This is a genomic window from Anaerobacillus sp. MEB173 (assembly GCF_052119505.1).
GTDB lineage: Bacteria > Bacillota > Bacilli > Bacillales > JBJMAU01 > JBJMAU01.
In genome coordinates this window covers 165209-184854 of record NZ_JBJMAU010000005.1, presented here as the reverse complement: position 1 = coordinate 184854, position 19646 = coordinate 165209, and the positions used below count along the sequence as shown (strand labels likewise).

The following is a 19646-nucleotide window of genomic DNA, read 5'->3' as shown; positions in this document are numbered from 1 at the left end:
AAATCGTTCGTGAGATGACATAGAGGAATCTGTGTCATGAACAAGGGTGGTACCGTGGAAAGTGAAATCTTTTCGCCCCTTATAGTCCATTACTAATGGTCATGTATGGGGTGGAAAGATTTTTTTGTTTTTCTAAAATCAGAATTTTTAGATATATGGTTAGAGTGAAATGATGTCAGCCCCTAAAAATGATCATACAGTTAGCAGAGTTGAGCTGAGTAAGAACAATATGATTTTTTCCTAGGTTAGGAGGAGGGTTTAAACAATGAACACTAAGGTGAAGAAAGTTGAAAAGAGTGAAGCCAAAACTTTACAAAAACTTACAGGTGCGGAAATGGTCATTGAAGCACTGCGTAGAGAAAATGTAGAAGTGATGTTTGGTTATCCAGGGGGAGCCGTTTTAAAAATTTATGATGCATTGTATGACAGTGGCATTCGTCATATGTTGGCTCGTCACGAACAAGGTGCAATTCATGCGGCAGAAGGTTATGCAAGAGTTTCAGGTAAACCAGGTGTAGTACTTGTTACATCTGGTCCGGGCGCAACAAATATTGTGACCGGGTTAGCGGATGCCATGATTGATTCATTACCACTTGTTGTTCTTACTGGTCAGGTAGGAACTGATGTAATTGGTTCTGATGCTTTCCAAGAAGCTGACGTGATGGGATTAACGATTCCAATTACAAAGCACAACTATCAAGTTCGTGATGTGAAGGATTTACCAAGAATTATGAAAGAAGCCTTCCATATCGCAACGACTGGCAGACCAGGACCTGTATTGATTGATCTTCCTAAGGATATCGTATTGGATGAAGCTGAATTTGACTATGATCAAGAACTTGATCTTCCAGGATATCAGCCGACAATTAAGCCTAATCACTTACAAATTCGTAAACTTGTTGAAGCTGTAAGCCATGCAAAGAAGCCAGTCATTTTAGCAGGAGCTGGGGTACTCTTTGGTAAAGCTCATGCTGAACTTAAAGAGTATGCTGAACAACAGCAAATTCCTGTAACGACTACTTTACTAGGTTTAGGATCTTTTCCAGGGGACCATGAATTATTCTTAGGAATGGCTGGAATGCACGGAACTTATACAGCAAACCAAGCGTTATATGATTGTGATTTATTGATTAGTATCGGTGCTCGTTTTGATGACCGAGTCACTGGGGATCTGAAAAAATTCGCACCAAATGCAATCGTAGCTCATATTGACATTGATCCAGCTGAAATCGGGAAAAATGTTGAGACACAAATTCCAGTCGTAAGTGACTCCGGCGAAGCATTAAAAGCACTTATTGCCGAAAACGGTGCGAAAGGTGAAAATGCAGTATGGTGTGCTGAATTACAGCAATTAAAAGAAGAGTATCCTTTATGGTATGTAGAGGATGAAAACGTAATTAAGCCGCAAAAACTAATCGAACAAATTCATAAAGTAACCAATGGTGATGCTGTAGTAACAACCGATGTAGGACAGCACCAAATGTGGGCAGCGCAATTCTATTCATTTAATAAGCCGCACCGTTTAGTTACTTCAGGCGGTCTAGGAACAATGGGATTTGGTTTCCCGGCAGCAATTGGAGCCCAATTTGCAGAACCGGATAAAAAAGTTGTTTGTATCGTTGGTGATGGCGGTTTCCAAATGACGTTACAAGAGCTTGGGCTTTTACAAGAATTTAATATTCCTGTGAAAGTGATCATTCTAAATAACGGATCGTTAGGAATGGTTCGTCAATGGCAGGAGCTATTCTATAATGAACGTTATTCCAGCTCATTATTACCGGTTCAGCCAGACTTTGTGAAATTAGCTGATGCATATGGCATTAAAGGGATGAAAATTGACAACCCGGATCATGTAGAGGAAGCACTTAAGGAAGCAATGGAAATCAATGGTCCAGTCCTTATTGATTTTAGAATCGCGCCAAAAGAAAAAGTGTACCCAATGATCCCTTCCGGAAAAAGCGTACTTGATATTGTAGGGGTGAAACCAGAATGAAAAGAATTTTAACTGCTACTGTTAATAATCGTGCTGGTGTATTAAATCGTGTAACAGGATTGTTTACTAAACGTCATTTCAATATTGAAAGTATTACTGTAGGACATACGGAAACACCTGGAATTTCAAAAATGACATTTACAATTGTTGTTGACAATGAAAGAAGTCTTGAACAAGTGATCAAACAACTAAACAAACAAATCGATGTTCTAAAGGTCCAAGACATTACAGATGAACCGATTGTTGCCAGAGAGCTTGCTTTAATTAAGGTAGTAACAACACCACAAAATCGCCTAGAAATTTCAGGCATTATCGAACCTTTCCGTGCTACGATTATTGATGTAGGGCGAGATAGTATGACGGTTCAAGTTACTGGTGATTTTGAAAAGGTTGAAGCGATCATTGATTTATTAAAACCGTATGGCATTAAAGAGTTGGCCCGTACTGGTATTACAGCATTTAAGCGTGGTACAAAAAAACAACCAGCTCATGATCAAAATAGATATACATTAATTCAATAAATGTATTCAACTATAAACTATCAAATAAACTAACTAATGGAAAAAAAGGAGAGATTTTAAAATGGCAAAAGTATATTATAACCAAGATGTAAATGAAGGACTATTACAAGGGAAAAAGGTTGCAATTGTAGGATATGGTTCACAAGGTCATGCACATGCACAAAACCTGCGTGAAAGTGGAGTTGACGTAGTAATCGGTCTTCGTCAAGGTGGTTCTTGGGATAAAGCAGTAAATGATGGATTTACAGTACTACCAGTTCGTGAAGCAGCAGCACAAGCTGATGTTATCATGATTTTATTACCGGATGAAAACCAGCCTGCAGTATACAAAAATGAAATTGAGCCTGAATTAACTGAAGGAAAAGCTTTGGCATTCGCACACGGATTCAATGTTCACTTTAACCAAATCGTACCACCTGCAAATGTTGACGTATTCCTTGCAGCACCAAAAGGACCAGGTCACTTGGTTCGTCGTACATTTGAAGAAGGTGCCGGCGTTCCAGGCCTTATCGCGGTATATCAAGATGCAACTGGTCAAGCGAAAGATATCGCTTTAGCATATGCGAAGCAAATCGGTTCAGCTCGTGCGGGTGTATTAGAAACTACATTCCAAGAAGAAACTGAAACAGATTTATTCGGTGAGCAAGCAGTACTTTGTGGTGGAACATCTGCTCTTGTAAAAGCAGGATTCGAAACATTAGTTGAAGCTGGTTACCAACCAGAAGTTGCTTACTTCGAGTGTTTACATGAATTAAAACTTATCGTAGACCTTATGTATGAAGGCGGACTAGAAGGAATGCGTTATTCAATTTCTGATACTGCACAATGGGGAGATTTCGTAGCTGGTCCTCAAGTAGTAACCGATGAAACGAAAAAAGCTATGAAGAGTATCTTAACAGATATCCAAACTGGTAAATTTGCAAAAGGCTGGATCTTAGAAAACCAAGCGAATCGTCCTGAGTTCACGGCAATCAATGAAAGAGAGAAACAACATCCAATTGAAGTTGTCGGACGTGAATTACGTGAAATGATGCCATTCGTAAAGGCAAAATCTAAAGGAGTGGTAGGTAGTGCGAAAGGTTAATGTATTCGATACGACACTTCGAGATGGAGAACAGTCGGCAGGGGTTAATTTAAACTTCGAAGAGAAGATGGAAATTGCTTTACAATTAGAACGCCTTGGGGTAGATATTATCGAAGCTGGGTTCCCAGCTTCATCCCCTGGGGATTTCCGTTCAGTAAAAGCAATTGCTGATATGGTAAAAGGAAGCTCTGTTACTGGACTATCACGATCTGTTCAAAGTGATATCGATACATCCTGGGAGGCTTTAAAAGGTGGTGCGGAACCAAGAATTCATGTTTTTCTTGCGACTTCACCAATTCATATGAAGCATAAACTCCGTAAAACGCCTGATGAGGTTGTAGAAACAGCCGTTGCATCTGTTAAGTATGCTGCAAAGTTCTTCCCGCATGTTCAATGGTCAGCAGAAGATGCTTGTCGATCAGATATTGATTTTCTTGCTCGTATTATTGAACAGGTCATTGATGCTGGAGCTTCGGTAATTAACCTTCCAGATACAGTTGGTTATATTACACCAAAGGAAATCGGGCATATGTTCAACTACCTGCGTGAACATGTACCGAATATTCATAAGGCTGCATTGTCTTGTCATTGTCATGATGATCTTGGAATGGCTGTTGCCAATTCACTTGCTGCAATTGAAGCCGGGGCTGATCAAGTTGAATGTACAATTAATGGAATTGGAGAACGCGCAGGGAATGCTTCATTAGAAGAAATTGCTGTTGCGTTAAGAATTCGAAATGATTTTTATCAAGCTGAAACAGGCTTAAAACTAAATGAAATTAAACGTACAAGTACACTTGTTAGCAAATTAACAGGAATGGTTGTACCAAGTAATAAGGCTGTCGTTGGTGCGAACGCTTTTGCGCATGAATCTGGTATTCACCAGGATGGTGTGTTAAAAGAAAAAACAACATACGAAATTATTACGCCGGAGTTAGTCGGTGTCTCTTCAAACCGTATGGTGTTAGGAAAACATTCAGGGCGTCATGCATTCAAAGATAAGTTAAATGAACTTGGTTATACAGCGACTGAAGAAGAGATCAATAAGGTATTTAAAGCATTTAAAGATCTTGCCGACAAAAAGAAAGAAATTACGGAAGATGATATTTTCGCACTAATGACCGAAGAAAGAGTCGGGTCGGCAGTTGCTTATTATGAAGTTGAGAACATTCAAGTCAATTACGGAACAACAAATATTCCAACAGCTACCATTACACTTAAGACCCCTGAGGGTGAATCATTACAAGAAGCTGCAACAGGATCTGGTAGCGTAGAAGCCATTTATAACACGCTTGAAAGAATGATTGATTCTACAGTTACATTACAAGATTACCGTATTCAATCAGTAAACGGTGGTCGTGACGCATTAGCAGAGGTATATGTAAAGATTAACTTTGACGGGGTAGAATCAAGTGGTCGTGGAACAGCACATGATGTACTGGAAGCTTCAGCAAAAGCTTACATTGATGCTATCAATCGTGTTTTAAACCGTAAACTTAAAGATCAAGCACTTGCCAAACAAGTAAAGGTTTAAACGACTTGATAACTAATTGAAGTAAGTAATGTCCAGACCTTGCTGATCGATTCGGCAAGGTCTGCTCTTAAAATAGAAGCTATTATTTTACTAATATAATAGGCGTTAATAGAGTAGCGCTTATAGTTTAGCGATGGAAGGAAGAATGTCATGCAAAAGAAGATTACCGTTTTACCTGGTGATGGGATTGGACCAGAAGTTGTTCAAGCAGCAATTAAAGTATTAGAGACCATTGGAGAGAAGTTTAACCATCAATTTGAGTTCACTTATGCAAAGCTCGGCGGAGTAGCCATTGATGATTGCGGCGTTCCATTACCAGAGGAAACTGTTGAAGTGTGTAAAAGCAGTGATAGTGTTCTTCTTGGAGCAGTAGGGGGACCTAAATGGGACAACTTGCCTGGACACTTACGTCCTGAAAAAGGATTGCTAGGTATTCGTAAAGAACTGAATCTATTTGCAAACCTGCGTCCAGTAAGCGGTCATGCTAGTTTAAGTGATGCTTCAACACTTCGTAAGGAAGTTATTGATGGAGTGGACTTGATGATCGTTCGTGAGCTTACAGGTGGACTCTACTTCGGAGAACCAAGTGAGCGTCGTGAAGAGGACGGTGAAGAGGTAGTAGTTGATACACTCTACTACAAGCGCAGTGAGATTGAGAGAATTATCAAAAAAGCGTTTGAACTAGCTTCTGTTCGTAGAAAGAAAGTAACATCTGTTGATAAAGCAAATGTTTTAGAGTCGAGTCGAGTATGGAGAGAAGTAGCTGAGGAAGTTGGAAAAGAGTATCCTGACATTGAACTTGAGCACATGCTTGTTGATAATGCAGCAATGCAATTGATCCGCAACCCGAAGCAATTTGATGTCATGGTAACTGAAAATATGTTTGGCGACATTTTAAGTGATGAAGCGTCAATGCTTACTGGTTCTTTAGGAATGTTACCATCAGCAAGTATCGGAAGTGATGGTCCTGGATTATATGAGCCAATTCACGGTTCTGCACCAGATATCGCAGGTCAAAACAAAGCAAACCCATTAGCGACAATCGCTTCTACTGCCATGATGCTTCGTTATTCATTTGGGATGCAAGCAGAAGCAGATGCAATTGAAAAAGCGATTTCTGAAGTGCTTGAAAACGGCTACCGCACAGGTGATATTGCCGAGTCAGGCAAAGACGTCCTCAATACAGAAGAAATGACAGCGAAAGTGATTGAGTACCTAAAATAGAGTTAAAAGTTAAAAGTTAAGAGTTTAGAGTTTAGAGTTGTTTGTAAGTTATTTCATTGAAGTTAAACAACTATGAGTCATCTTACAGTTTTTAACTCTAAACTCTAAACTATAAACTCTAAACTAAAAAGATTTGGGAGGAAGTAGTATGAGTCCGAAGACGATTATTGAGAAAATTTGGGATAAACATACCGTTGTTGCAGAAGAGGGAAAACCGGCTCTTTTATATATTGATTTACACATGGTACATGAAGTAACATCTCCACAAGCATTTGAAGGGCTTAGAATGAACAATCGTAAAGTACGTCGTCCTGATCTTACATTTGCGACGATGGACCATAACGTTCCAACGGTTGACCGTTATAACATTACTGATGCGATTGCAAAAACACAAATGGAAACACTAAAAAATAACTGTGATCAGTTTGGAATCAAAATTGCTGATCTTAATAGCCCTGATAACGGTATCGTACACGTTATTGGACCTGAGTTAGGATTAACACAGCCAGGGAAAACAATCGTATGTGGTGACAGTCATACATCAACACACGGTGCATTCGGTGCATTAGCATTTGGAATTGGAACAAGTGAAGTTGAACACGTACTTGCAACACAATCACTATGGCAGGCAAAACCAAAAACATTGCAAGTAAATGTTAAAGGTGAATTAGGTAATGGTATTACTGCAAAAGACGTTATTTTAGCGATTATTGCTAAATTTGGTGTAGATTTTGGAACTGGTTCTGTTATTGAATTTACAGGTGATGCCATTAAAGCAATGACAATGGAAGAACGTATGACAATCTGTAACATGTCAATTGAAGCAGGAGCGAAGGCTGGTCTAATCAGTCCTGATGAAACAACAATTGAATACTTAAGAGGACGTGAGTTTGCTCCGCAAGGTGAGGACTTCGACAAAGCTGCAGCTGAGTGGAGAGCACTTGCTACAGATGAAGGAGCAGTATATGATCGTTCCGTAGAAATTCTTGCTGAAGAAATCGAGCCTCAAGTAACATGGGGAACTAACCCATCACAAGGTATTGGAATTAATGGTGCGATTCCAAATCCAGCTGATGCGACAAGCGCTTCAGAGAAAAAAGCAATCGAACAATCACTTGAATATATGGGATTAACACCTGGTACAAAAATGAGTGATGTTGAAATTAATCATGTGTTCATCGGTTCATGTACAAACTCACGTATGAGTGACCTTCGTGCAGCAGCAGCAGTAGCAAAAGGTCAAAAAGTAGCACCCGGGGTTAGAGCAATGGTTGTACCGGGATCGCAAAAAATTAAGCAACGTGCTGAAGATGAGGGATTAGATAAAATCTTTATCGAAGCAGGGTTTGAGTGGCGTGAATCTGGATGTAGTATGTGTTTAAGTATGAACCCTGATTTTGTACCTGAGGGAGAGCGTTGTGCTTCAACTTCAAACCGTAACTTTGAAGGTCGCCAAGGTAAAGGGGCACGTACACACTTAGTCAGCCCGGCAATGGCAGCAGCAGCAGCTATAACAGGTAAATTTGTAGATGTAAGATCATTTGAAAAAGCAACAGTGTAATTAAGTGCTGTGGAGGAGGATACAATGGAAGCGATTGTTGTTCATACAGGTAAAGTAGCAGGATTAAATCGAGTAAACGTAGATACAGACCAAATTATCCCGAAGCAATTTTTGAAGCGTGTTGAACGTACTGGATTTGGCCAATTTTTATTTTTTGACTGGCGCTTTAATGCAGACGGTTCTGATAATGAGAACTTTGAATTAAATCAACCAGAAACAAAGGGTGCCTCAGTTTTAGTTGCAGGACACAATTTCGGTTGTGGTTCATCACGTGAGCATGCACCTTGGGCATTATTAGATTATGGTTTTAAAGTCATTATTGCTCCAAGCTTTGCGGATATCTTCTATAATAACTGTGTAAAAAACGGTATTTTAGCGATTCGTTTAGAAGAAGACAAAGTGAATGAATTACTGGCAAAAACTGAAGGTAAAGAATATGAATTAACAGTAGATCTTAAAGCACAGAAAGTAACTGATGCCGAAGGGTTTGAAGCCTCATTTGACATTGACCCGTATTGGAAAGAGATGCTATTAAATGGTTGGGATGAAATCGGTTTAACATTAACGTACGAAAATGCAATTTCTGCTTATGAACAAAAGGTAAATGCATAAGAAGTGGCGAATAATATAATATAGTACATGATAAAGTCTTGATATCATATCAAGGCTTTATTCTTTCCCAATGTTTGTGTTTCATTGTGTTTCGATGTTTAAACTGTTACACTGTATGGTAAGTTATACATAATGATTTTAATATAGTTATATGCCAGAGTGGAGCGATTAAATGGATGACAATAAAAAAAATCGAGAGGATGAAAAGATAGTCCTTTTTCCTGGCCTTGTGTCTAGGCTGGTCGAGAAAGGAATGGGTTTTTTAAAAGAGAAAAACTACTCCGATGCGCTCAGTTCATTTACACAGGCAGTAGAGATTGAACCAGAGCATCCACAAGGGCGATTTGGAATTGTTTTAAGCTTAATTGAGCTCGGACAGTTGCGTGAGGCAAAAGTGCACTGTGAAAAGATGCTGAAAGAAGATATCGGTGAGTATTATGATGTGTTACAAGTTTATATTTCATTACTTGTTCAACTCTCAGAATACGGTGAAGTCGTTACTATTATTGAAGCTCTTCTTGCAGAAGACAAAGTTCCCACAAAGTTGGCAGAGTCATTTTATCAACTCCTGCATTTTAGTAGACAAATGGTTGAAGCAGAGCATGACATTGATCATGACATCGTACATAAATCAATTGATTCCGAAGCCGATTTAAATAAACTTCTTACATCACTTAATAAGTCTGGCAGTCCCTATGAACAATGGACTGCAATTCAACAATTAAGCCGTATTAATCATAAGGAAGTAATTGTAGGCTTCAAACAATTTCTAATCGAGGAAAAGAACGATCCGGTATTAAAAAGTATTATTCTGCAAATTTTAAAAGATCTCGATGTTGACGAAGTAATAGATGTACATAAATTTGGAAAGACTTTTTCTATACACATAACTTCACTTGAAGATGTCTTTCACGAAAAGTTTGGAAAATTAGTATTGGCCCGATTGGCGAATGAATTAGAGCATGAAAATCCGACTTTGTATGCGGTAACAACTCAATTATGGTGGCATTATTTGTTTGCACTTTATCCTTTAACACCAGAACCTTTGGATCAGCATTTATGGGCAGCAGGATTATATAAGGTTGGCCACGAGTGTAATGGGATAGAAGTTGATGATTCTGAGGTTGCAAACTTATATGATGTGGACGAAGAACAGATGGTAATTTCAGCCAAGCATATGTTAAGCCTTGAAAAGGAGGTTTTTCAGGGGGTTAGCCCATTTCTTAATCAGTAGAATTTGTTGAAAAGACATGGTAGTATGTTATAATAGAGTGGTTGTAAATATGAATGTGACTATACATAATTTGCAAAAAAACAATAGTGATAAATGGTTGGAGGTATAGAATAAATGAGTGCAAAATGGGAAAAATTAGAAGGAAACGAAGGCGTATTAACAATTGAAGTTGATGCGGAGAAAGTAAATGGGGCGTTAGATGAAGCCTTTAAAAAAGTTGTGAAACAAGTAAACGTACCAGGCTTCCGTAAAGGGAAAATGCCACGTCCAATGTTTGAAAAACGTTTTGGTGTGGAATCATTATACCAAGATGCTCTTGATCTTTTACTGCCTGAAGCTTATGCAAAAGCAATCGATGAGACAGGTATTGAGCCTGTTGACCGTCCTGATATTGATGTAGAACAAATGGAAAAAGGAAACAACTTAATTTTTAAAGCCACTGTAACGGTTAAGCCAGAAGTACACTTAGGTGATTATAAAGGCTTAGAGGTTGAAGCAGAAGATACAACAGTTTCTGATGAAGATGTGGAAAACGAATTAAAGCAACTTCAAGAAAAGCATGCTGAGCTAATCGTTGTAGAAGATGGTAAAGTTGAAAATGGCGATACTGTTGTTCTTGATTTTGAAGGATTTGTTGACGATGTTGCATTCGAAGGCGGAAAAGCTGAGAACTACTCATTAGAAGTAGGATCTGGATCATTTATCCCTGGCTTCGAAGAGCAATTAGTAGGACTGGCTGCAGGTGAAGAGAAAGACGTTAATGTATCTTTCCCTGAAGAGTACCATGCGAATGACCTGGCTGGAAAACCTGCTGTATTCAAAGTGAAGATTCATGACATTAAGCGTAAGGAACTTCCTGCAATTGACGATGAGTTTGCAAAAGATGTTAATGAAGAAGTTGAAACGTTAGATCAATTAAAGCAAAACATTAAAGACAAATTAACAACTCAAAAAGAACACGAAGCAGATCATAACAAACGTGATACGTTAGTAGAGAAAGCTGCTGAGAATGCAACAATTGATATTCCAGAAGCAATGATCAAAACAGAAACTGACCGTATGTTAGAAGAGTTTGGTCAACGTCTGCAAATGCAAGGCATGAACCTTGATATGTACTATCAATTTGCTGGTACAGATGAGGATGGAATGCGCGAGCAATTTAAAGCAGATGCAGAAAAGCGTGTTCGTATTAACTTAACTTTAGAAGCAATCGCTACTGCTGAGAATCTTGAAGCTTCTGATGAAGAAGTTGAAGAAGAATTAGGAAAAATGGCAGAAATGTACCAACGTCCAGTTGAAGAAATCAAGCAAATTCTTGCAATGCAAGGCGGCGTTGATGCATTAAAAGGTGACATCAAAATCCGTAAAGCGGTTGATTTCCTAGTAGAAAACAGCAAAACTGCTGCATAAGAGTTAAAAGCGATAAGTAACTACTTGACGTAGAAATACACTTTTGATTCACATAACTAATAGAACAAGGCGCGAATATTCGTGCCTTGTTTTATACACAAAAAGGTGTTTTTATTACGAGTGAGGGGGGAGATAAATTCAACAAAAGTAAATAAATATTAATAAAATGCTACATAACTAAATAAGCATCTAATAACTACATAATTACTTAAGACCTTATATTAACGCTCTGTTGTCAATCTGTGATAAAATGCAAATACATATTAGTTAGAAGCAGAAAAAACCAAGCAATGTACTAAATGTAAGGGGTGACACTAATGTTTAAATTCAATGATGAAAAAGGTCAGTTAAAATGTTCATTTTGTGGTAAGACACAAGATCAAGTTCGTAAATTAGTAGCTGGACCGGGCGTTTATATATGTGATGAATGTATTGAATTATGTACGGAAATTGTTGAAGAAGAGTTAGGAACTGAAGAGGAAGTAGAATTTAAAGAAGTTCCGAAGCCTCAAGAAATTCGTGAAATCCTTGATGATTACGTTATCGGACAGGTACAGGCGAAGAAATCTCTTTCCGTTGCCGTTTATAACCATTATAAACGTATTAATTCATCGCAGAAATCAGATGATGTTGAGCTCTCAAAGAGTAACATTTGTATGATTGGACCGACTGGTAGCGGTAAGACATTACTTGCACAAACGTTGGCACGAATTTTAAATGTACCATTTGCGATAGCTGATGCGACATCACTTACTGAAGCAGGATATGTTGGTGAGGATGTTGAGAACATTCTTCTTAAATTAATCCAAGCAGCAGATTATGATGTAGAGAAAGCCGAGAAGGGTATTATTTATATTGATGAGATTGATAAAGTTGCCCGTAAGTCAGAGAATCCTTCAATCACTCGCGATGTGTCAGGTGAAGGGGTTCAGCAGGCATTACTGAAGATTTTAGAAGGGACAACGGCAAGTGTTCCTCCACAAGGCGGAAGAAAGCATCCGCATCAAGAATTTATTCAAATTGATACGACAAATGTTTTGTTTATTTGTGGTGGAGCGTTTGATGGGATTGAACAGATTATTAAACGCCGCTTAGGTAAGAAAGTAATCGGGTTCGGCTCAGAAGCGAAACAAGAAGATTTAAAACCGGGTGAATACTTACAAAAAGTATTGCCAGAAGATCTCCTTCGTTTTGGTTTAATTCCTGAATTTATTGGTCGTTTACCAGTCATTTCAAGCTTAGAGCCATTAGATGAAGCTGCATTAATGGAAATTTTAACAAAACCAAAAAATGCGCTAGTGAAGCAATATCAAAAGCTATTAGAGCTTGATGATGTACAGTTAGAATTTACTGACGAAGCACTGGAAGAAATTGCGAAGAAAGCAATCGAGCGTAAAACAGGTGCGCGTGGTCTCCGTTCCATTATTGAAGGGATTATGCTGGACGTTATGTTTGAGCTTCCTTCAAGAGAAGACATTGTAAAATGCACAATAACTGCTGAAGCTGTAACGGATGGAGCAGTACCGATCCTGGAAACTGCTGACGGCAAAATTGTCACTGTGAAGAAGCAAGAACCAAAAGAAAGCGCATAAGAAGTAGAGACGAGAATATTCTCGTCTCTTTTTTTCATTTGAAGTAATAAATTCGTTTACTGTACCAATTCTCGGAGATACTAAAAAAAACAACATAAGGAAAAACAGAGATCAGGAGGGTAACTTTGATGAGTTGGACAGGTATTGCATTGTTAATACAATTATTTTTTGGTGTAATTATCGGGCTTTACTTTTGGAACTTACTCAAAAGCCAAAGAACTCAGAAAGTGTCAGTAGATAAGGAATCCCGAAAGGAAATGGAACAACTGAGAAAGATGCGGGCAATTTCATTAAGTGAACCTCTAGCTGAGAAGGTTCGTCCAACCAGTTTTGATGAGATAGTTGGTCAGAAGGAAGGAATCCGTTCATTAAGAGCAGCCCTATGTGGACCTAACCCTCAACATGTAATTGTTTATGGGCCTCCGGGAGTAGGGAAAACGGCTGCAGCGAGGTTAGTATTAGAAGAAGCAAAGCGAAATGAAAAGTCACCATTTGCAAAAAATGCTGTATTTGTGGAATTAGATGGGACAACGGCACGTTTTGATGAAAGAGGTATTGCAGATCCACTTATCGGTTCTGTTCATGACCCAATTTATCAAGGGGCAGGAGCGATGGGACAAGCAGGGATACCTCAACCGAAACAAGGAGCAGTGACCAAAGCACATGGAGGAGTTTTATTTATTGATGAAATAGGAGAACTTCATTCGATTCAGTTAAACAAATTATTAAAAGTGCTGGAGGATCGGAAGGTATTTTTAGAAAGTGCCTATTATAATGAAGAAAATACACAAATTCCTCAGCATATCCATGAAATTTTTAAAAATGGATTACCGGCCGATTTTCGCTTAATTGGGGCAACAACAAGAACACCAGATGAAATACCTCCGGCCATTCGTTCACGTTGTTTGGAAGTATTCTTTCGTTCACTTCAGCCTGAGGAGATCATTTCAATTGCAGAAAAAGCTGTACAGAAAATTAATTTTGAAGTTGAGGATGGTGCCTTAGACATTGTTTCAAAATACGCTACAAACGGCAGAGAATCAGTGAATATCATTCAAATTGCAGCCGGTTTGGCGACGTCTGAGGATCGGGATAAAATAACAATTGCCGATATTGAGTGGGTTGTTCATTCGAGTCAACTGTCTCCGCGTCCTGAAAAGAAAATTCATCCAGAGCCTAAAGTCGGCCTTGTTAACGGCTTAGCAGTATATGGGCCGAACACAGGCGCATTGCTAGAAATTGAAGTTACTGTCATTCCAAATAAGGAGAATGGTTCGATCAATATTACGGGGATCGCAGAAGAGGAGCACAGTGGAAACCAAGTCCGTTCCATTAAACGGAAAAGCATGGCAAAAGGATCGATTGAAAATGTGCTTACTGTCTTAAGAAACCTAGGTCAACCAACGTACGATTACGATATTCATGTGAATTTCCCAGGAGGTACACCAGTTGATGGACCTTCAGCAGGAATCTCAATGGCTACTGCGATTTATTCTGCGATTAATGAGATTAAAGTAGATAACACGGTTGCAATGACAGGGGAAATTGGAATTCACGGTCTAGTAAAACCGATAGGAGGCGTCGTTGCCAAAGTTGAAGCAGCAAAACGGGCAGGAGCAAAAACAGTAATTATTCCAAAAGATAATGAACAGGCAATTTTAAAAGAGATCACGGACATCGATATTATCCCAGTCACAAAAATCGAAGAAGTATTTTCATATGCTCTGCTTAGCGAAGAACAAGCAAAAGAAGAAGAAGTCATTCCGGCAAGCAGCACAATAGAAGGCGATACAGCAAGCGTGTAATTAATTTAGAATTGAGAATGTAGGATTTAGAATTGTTTGCAAGATTCTTCTAGAAGGTATTACTTCTACATCATTGATTCTGCAAACACTTAATTCTAAATTCTAAATTCTACATTTTACATTTGTTTGTCTTTGGTTAGAATTAGACAAAGATTATTTAATAGGATAAAATTAGACAAAGGTTAATTTTAACTTTTTTTAACACATAATGTATGGTTTTCCTAAAACGATTATGTTCTTTATACATTCCTGTGATGTTCGCAATGGTATCCGGGAATGTATAAAGTTTTTATCTGGCGAATTTTTTATGTACATAGCTTAGAAATGTAAAAACATATGCAATTTAGTTTTAGTAAGTTCTGGAGGTGTTACGAATATGGCAGATCAAGAACGTATAATTCCTTTACTGCCTTTAAGAGGTTTACTCGTCTATCCAACAATGGTATTGCATCTTGATGTTGGTCGTGAAAAATCGGTGAATGCATTAGAAAAAGTGATGGTAGACGACCATGAAATTCTATTAGCGACTCAAAAAGAAATTGCGATAGATGAACCTAGTGAAGCAGAAATATACCGCGTTGGAACGCTTGCAAAAGTAAAACAAATGCTCAAACTCCCAAACGGTACGATCCGTGTTTTGGTTGAAGGGCTGCAACGGGCAAAAATAAATGAGTTTATCGAAAATGATGATCATTTTGAAGTATCAATTTCAATTATTGATGATGTAGTAGAACCAGATGACTTAGAAGTACAAGCATTAATGAGAAATGTTCTTCATCAATTTGAACAATACATTAAGCTTTCAAAGAAAATTTCGGCGGAAACGCTGGCTTCGGTTAGTGACATTATTGAGCCGGGTCGTTTAGCAGATGTCATTTCTTCACATTTACCATTAAAAATCGCTGAAAAGCAGGAAGTTTTAGAAATTTTTGATGTGAAGGAACGGTTAACCAAGCTTTTGGAAATTTTAAATAATGAAAAAGAAGTACTTGGTTTAGAAAAGAAAATCGGACAACGCGTAAAGAAGTCAATGGAACGGACGCAGAAGGAATATTATCTCCGTGAACAAATGAAAGCAATCCAAAAAGAACTTGGAGATAAAGAAGGAAAAGGCAGCGAAGTTGAAACGTTAAAAGAAAAGCTTGAACAAGCAAATATGCCTGAGAATGTGCTTGAAAAAGCATTAAAAGAACTTGACCGTTATGAAAAAATGCCAGCCAGTTCTGCAGAAAGTTCAGTTATTCGAAATTATATTGATTGGTTACTAAATCTCCCATGGACAAATGAAACTGAAGATCGTCTTGATACAAACCATGCTGAGAAAATTTTAAATGAAGATCACTACGGCTTAGAAAAAGTAAAAGAACGTGTGCTTGAATATTTGGCTGTACAACAGTTAACTAAACAATTAAAAGGACCGATTCTTTGCCTGGCAGGCCCTCCAGGTGTGGGGAAGACATCGTTGGCACGATCAATCGCTCGCTCCCTTAATCGTAATTTTGTAAGAATTTCACTTGGTGGAGTACGAGACGAAGCTGAAATTCGCGGCCACCGCCGCACATATGTGGGCGCAATGCCGGGAAGAGTTATTCAAGGAATGAAAAAAGCAGGAACAATTAACCCTGTATTTCTTCTTGATGAAATTGATAAAATGGCTAATGACTTTAGGGGTGATCCTGCAGCAGCACTTCTTGAAGTGCTAGATCCCGAACAAAACAGTACATTCAGTGATCACTATATTGAAGAGCCGTATGATCTATCCAAAGTTATGTTCATTACAACAGCCAACAATGTCGGAACCATTCCTGGGCCGCTTTTGGACCGTATGGAAATTATCTCAATTGCCGGTTACACGGAGCTGGAGAAATTGCATATCGCAACCGATTACTTACTACCAAAGCAAATGAAAGACCATGGTTTAGATAAAGGGAAGCTTCAAGTAAAAGAAGAGGCCATTCTAAAGGTTATCCGTTATTATACGCGTGAGGCGGGTGTTCGAAGTCTTGAAAGACAAATGGCAGCATTATGTCGTAAAGCAGCAAGGACAATTGTTTCAGGAGATAAGAAGAAAGTAATCTTAACTGACAAAACCGTTGAACAGTCGTTAGGAAAGCCGAAATTCCGTTATGGCCAAGCAGAAGTCGAAGATCAAATCGGTGCAGCAACTGGCCTAGCCTACACAACAGCAGGCGGGGATACACTTTCAATTGAAGTGTCAATTGCACCTGGTAAAGGAAAGTTAACATTAACGGGTAAACTTGGTGAAGTTATGAAAGAATCTGCGCAAGCAGCTTTCAGTTATATTCGTTCGAAATCTGAACAGTTAAATATTGATCCAAGTTTTCATGAAAAAAATGATATTCATATCCATGTTCCTGAAGGAGCGACACCAAAAGACGGCCCGTCTGCCGGAATTACAATGGCAACAGCGTTGATTTCTGCATTGACCGGTCGGGCAGTTAGAAAAGAAGTTGGAATGACTGGTGAAATCACGTTACGAGGTCGAGTGTTACCGATTGGCGGTTTAAAAGAAAAATCGATGAGCGCTCACCGTGCCGGATTGAAAATTGTCATTATGCCAAAGGATAACGAGAAAGACCTCGAAGATATTCCAGAAAGTGTGCGTAAGGATTTAACGTTTATTCCTGTTTCACACCTGGATGAGGTTTTGAAACACGCGTTAGTAGGAGAGTAGAAAATGAAAGTGAATAAAGCAGAAATTGTCATCAGTGCCGTCAAGCCTGAACAATATCCTGATACGAATTTGCCGGAGATTGCATTAGCTGGCCGTTCAAATGTTGGGAAATCTTCGTTCATTAACAAAATGATTAATCGAAAAAACCTAGCTCGGACTTCACAAAAGCCTGGAAAAACGCAAACATTAAATTTCTATATTATTAATGATGTAATGTATTTTGTTGACGTTCCAGGCTACGGTTTTGCGAAAGTTTCCAAAAAAGAACGTGAAGCTTGGGGAAGAATGATTGAAACATACATTCAACAAAGAGAGCAATTGAAGGTTGTTGTACAAATTATTGATATCCGTCATGACCCTTCAAAGGATGATGTCATGATGTATGAATGGCTGAAGCATTTTGAAATACCAGTCATTCTTATCGCGACAAAGGCCGATAAAATTCCTAAAGGAAAATGGCAAAAGCATTTGAAAAATATTAGTACGGTGTTAGGAAGAAAGAAAGAAGATCCATTGTTGATTTTCTCTTCAGAAACCGGACAAGGAAAAGACGAAGCATGGGCGACAATTCAATCTTATACGTTGGATAATGAGTAAAAGCAGGTTATTATGTACCTGCTTTTTTTCATTCTTGGCAATAGTGCTATTCTTGTTACCGCTTTTGTGATTTTTGACACAGAAATTTCAAGAAAAGTAAGATAGAGTTGGAGATATAGTAAAGTGTACTGAATTCATTGTTTGCAAAATTTGTCTTTTTTTATTAGCTTTGCTAGTATTAATATGAGAGTTGGTTATAATAAAAGTAAGGAAAATTGTTACTAACTAACCACCTTTTCGAGGATTCGAATATAACATGAAGCTTTCAAGATCTGTTCACAATTTGTTTAGATACTTGTTTATTTCCGTGTTATAATAGTATGTAGCAATTATAAGATCTTGTTTATAATAATTATTAAGAGATATAATCTTATGGGGGTGAGTGGAGAAAATGCATATTGTAGTTGTTGGTTTTAATTATAAAAGAACCCCTGTCGAAATACGCGAAAAGTTTGCTTTTCAAGGAGCAGAACTGCCAGATGCAGTCAAAAAGCTACAAAATATGAAAAGCATCTTAGAATGTGTTGTTATATCAACATGCAACCGTACTGAAATTTATGCAGTAGTCGATCAATTACACGTAGGCAAATACTCCATTAAGCACTTTTTATCGGAATGGTTTGAAATGGATAAAGAGGAGTTTATTCAATATTTAGATATTCGTGAAGATGATCATGCGATTGAGCATTTATATAGAGTTACTTGTGGATTAAACTCAATGGTATTGGGTGAAACACAAATTCTTGGCCAAATCAGGGACGGATTTTTGCTTGCCCAAGAAGTAGGAACAACGGGAACGATCTTTAATCAATTATTTAAACAAGCCATTACTGTTGCCAAACGTTCTCATTCAGAAACAGAAATCGGCGAGAATGCCGTATCTGTTAGTTATGCAGCCGTAGAACTTGCGAAGAAGATTTTCGGAGATGTATCTGATAAGCATGTTCTTGTTGTCGGTGCTGGTAAGATGAGTGAATTGACAGCAAAGCACCTTCATGCAAATGGTGTTGGAGCAGTAACTGTATTAAATCGTACAATGGCTAAAGCAGTGGAACTGGCAGAACGATTCTTTGGCCAAGCGCGTTCAATGTCCGAAATCAAACAGGCAATGATTGATGCTGATATTTTAATTAGCTCAACTGGATCAACGGATTATGTTGTGACAAAAGAAATGGTAGCTGATATCGTTAAAAAGCGAAAAGGTCGTCCTTTGTTTATGGTGGATATTGCTGTCCCGCGTGACTTAGACCCACGTTTGGGAGAACTTGATAGTGTTTATTTATATGATATCGATGACTTAGAGGGAATTGTTGCAGCCAACTTAGAAGAGCGCAAGAAAGAGGCTGCGAAAATTGAAATCTTAATCGAAGCAGATATGGATGAATTCAAGAATTGGTTAAATACACTTGGTGTTGTTCCTTTAATCTCTGCTTTGCGTACAAAGGCACTTGCTGTTCAGGCAGAAACAATGGAAAGCATCGAACGCAAATTACCTAATTTAACAGAACGTGAAAAGAAGGTTTTACGAAAGCATACGAAGAGCATTGTAAACCAGATTTTAAGAGATCCAATTATGCGTGTAAAAGAAATTGCTGGTGAATCGAACTCAGAAGAAGCTCTTGAGCTATTTACAAAAATCTTTGCTTTAGAAAATGAGGTTGAAGCCGAACAAAAAAAAGCAGAGGAAAAGTTAAGAGTTGAAAAAGCAGAAAAAGAATGGAATGCTTTTAAGAAAGAGTCAATGACTAGTCTGAAAGAAGTTATTGTTCGCTCCTAGGTAAGAG

The 19646-nt window shown here is 38.4% G+C and carries 14 protein-coding genes and 1 other annotated feature (1 of these 15 cut by a window edge); all 14 genes read left to right on the top strand.

The annotated features are described in order from the left end of the window. Positions 1–83 (top strand) — a binding site (T-box leader) (it extends 176 nt beyond the left edge of the window). A gap of 182 nt (positions 84–265) precedes the next feature. The 14 genes from ilvB to hemA all read left to right on the top strand — a co-directional run bounded on the left by ilvB (position 266) and on the right by hemA (position 19639). Beyond that, positions 266–1993, top strand: coding sequence for an acetolactate synthase large subunit (gene ilvB, locus ACJ2A9_RS12705; protein WP_441422038.1), 1728 nt, complete (start codon positions 266–268; stop codon positions 1991–1993). Then, complete coding sequence (ilvN, locus tag ACJ2A9_RS12700) at positions 1990–2514, top strand: acetolactate synthase small subunit (protein WP_441422037.1); 525 nt, start codon at positions 1990–1992, stop codon at positions 2512–2514. Before ilvB ends, ilvN begins: the two co-directional genes overlap by 4 nt. A gap of 61 nt (positions 2515–2575) precedes the next feature. Continuing rightward, positions 2576–3598, top strand: a complete 1023-nt coding sequence (gene ilvC, locus ACJ2A9_RS12695) for a ketol-acid reductoisomerase (RefSeq protein ID WP_441422036.1) — start codon at positions 2576–2578, stop codon at positions 3596–3598. After that, positions 3585–5132: a 2-isopropylmalate synthase gene (locus ACJ2A9_RS12690; RefSeq protein WP_441422035.1), complete on the top strand. Its 1548-nt coding sequence runs from the start codon at positions 3585–3587 to the stop codon at positions 5130–5132. Before ilvC ends, ACJ2A9_RS12690 begins: the two co-directional genes overlap by 14 nt. A 150-nt stretch (positions 5133–5282) precedes the next feature. Next, complete coding sequence (leuB, locus tag ACJ2A9_RS12685; RefSeq protein WP_441422034.1) at positions 5283–6356, top strand: 3-isopropylmalate dehydrogenase; 1074 nt, start codon at positions 5283–5285, stop codon at positions 6354–6356. A 148-nt stretch (positions 6357–6504) separates the two neighbouring features. Beyond that, positions 6505–7917: a 3-isopropylmalate dehydratase large subunit gene (gene leuC, locus ACJ2A9_RS12680; RefSeq protein ID WP_441422033.1), complete on the top strand. Its 1413-nt coding sequence runs from the start codon at positions 6505–6507 to the stop codon at positions 7915–7917. Positions 7918–7941: 24 nt separating this feature from the next. Further along, on the top strand, positions 7942–8529 hold the full coding sequence (leuD, locus tag ACJ2A9_RS12675) for a 3-isopropylmalate dehydratase small subunit (RefSeq protein ID WP_441422032.1): 588 nt from the start codon (positions 7942–7944) through the stop codon (positions 8527–8529). A 172-nt stretch (positions 8530–8701) separates the two neighbouring features. Then, complete coding sequence (locus ACJ2A9_RS12670; RefSeq protein WP_441422031.1) at positions 8702–9763, top strand: tetratricopeptide repeat protein; 1062 nt, start codon at positions 8702–8704, stop codon at positions 9761–9763. A gap of 114 nt (positions 9764–9877) precedes the next feature. Then, complete coding sequence (tig, locus tag ACJ2A9_RS12665) at positions 9878–11173, top strand: trigger factor (RefSeq protein WP_441422030.1); 1296 nt, start codon at positions 9878–9880, stop codon at positions 11171–11173. A 317-nt stretch (positions 11174–11490) separates the two neighbouring features. Then, complete coding sequence (gene clpX / locus ACJ2A9_RS12660) at positions 11491–12765, top strand: ATP-dependent protease ATP-binding subunit ClpX (RefSeq protein ID WP_441422029.1); 1275 nt, start codon at positions 11491–11493, stop codon at positions 12763–12765. 128 nt (positions 12766–12893) lie between these two features. Next, positions 12894–14570, top strand: coding sequence for an ATP-dependent protease LonB (lonB, locus tag ACJ2A9_RS12655; RefSeq protein WP_441422028.1), 1677 nt, complete (start codon positions 12894–12896; stop codon positions 14568–14570). A 376-nt stretch (positions 14571–14946) separates the two neighbouring features. Further along, positions 14947–17265 carry an endopeptidase La gene (lon, locus tag ACJ2A9_RS12650; protein WP_441422027.1) on the top strand — a complete coding sequence of 773 codons (2319 nt, stop codon included), beginning with the start codon at positions 14947–14949 and terminating at the stop codon, positions 17263–17265. A 3-nt stretch (positions 17266–17268) separates the two neighbouring features. Beyond that, positions 17269–17862 carry a ribosome biogenesis GTP-binding protein YihA/YsxC gene (gene yihA, locus ACJ2A9_RS12645; RefSeq protein ID WP_441422026.1) on the top strand — a complete coding sequence of 198 codons (594 nt, stop codon included), beginning with the start codon at positions 17269–17271 and terminating at the stop codon, positions 17860–17862. Positions 17863–18253: 391 nt separating this feature from the next. After that, positions 18254–19639 (top strand): glutamyl-tRNA reductase, encoded by a 1386-nt coding sequence (gene hemA, locus ACJ2A9_RS12640; RefSeq protein WP_441422025.1) that lies wholly within the window; start codon positions 18254–18256, stop codon positions 19637–19639. The last annotated feature ends 7 nt before the right edge of the window (positions 19640–19646 follow it).

Coding starts and splice junctions, on each gene's coding strand:
- lon (WP_441422027.1), top strand. CDS start 14,947: ATGGCAGATCAAGAACGTATAATTCCTTTACTGCCTTTAAGAGGTTTA.
- lonB (WP_441422028.1), top strand. CDS start 12,894: ATGAGTTGGACAGGTATTGCATTGTTAATACAATTATTTTTTGGTGTA.
- clpX (WP_441422029.1), top strand. CDS start 11,491: ATGTTTAAATTCAATGATGAAAAAGGTCAGTTAAAATGTTCATTTTGT.
- tig (WP_441422030.1), top strand. CDS start 9,878: ATGAGTGCAAAATGGGAAAAATTAGAAGGAAACGAAGGCGTATTAACA.
- leuB (WP_441422034.1), top strand. CDS start 5,283: ATGCAAAAGAAGATTACCGTTTTACCTGGTGATGGGATTGGACCAGAA.
- ilvN (WP_441422037.1), top strand. CDS start 1,990: ATGAAAAGAATTTTAACTGCTACTGTTAATAATCGTGCTGGTGTATTA.
- yihA (WP_441422026.1), top strand. CDS start 17,269: ATGAAAGTGAATAAAGCAGAAATTGTCATCAGTGCCGTCAAGCCTGAA.
- ilvC (WP_441422036.1), top strand. CDS start 2,576: ATGGCAAAAGTATATTATAACCAAGATGTAAATGAAGGACTATTACAA.
- ACJ2A9_RS12670 (WP_441422031.1), top strand. CDS start 8,702: ATGGATGACAATAAAAAAAATCGAGAGGATGAAAAGATAGTCCTTTTT.
- hemA (WP_441422025.1), top strand. CDS start 18,254: ATGCATATTGTAGTTGTTGGTTTTAATTATAAAAGAACCCCTGTCGAA.
- leuD (WP_441422032.1), top strand. CDS start 7,942: ATGGAAGCGATTGTTGTTCATACAGGTAAAGTAGCAGGATTAAATCGA.
- ilvB (WP_441422038.1), top strand. CDS start 266: ATGAACACTAAGGTGAAGAAAGTTGAAAAGAGTGAAGCCAAAACTTTA.
- leuC (WP_441422033.1), top strand. CDS start 6,505: ATGAGTCCGAAGACGATTATTGAGAAAATTTGGGATAAACATACCGTT.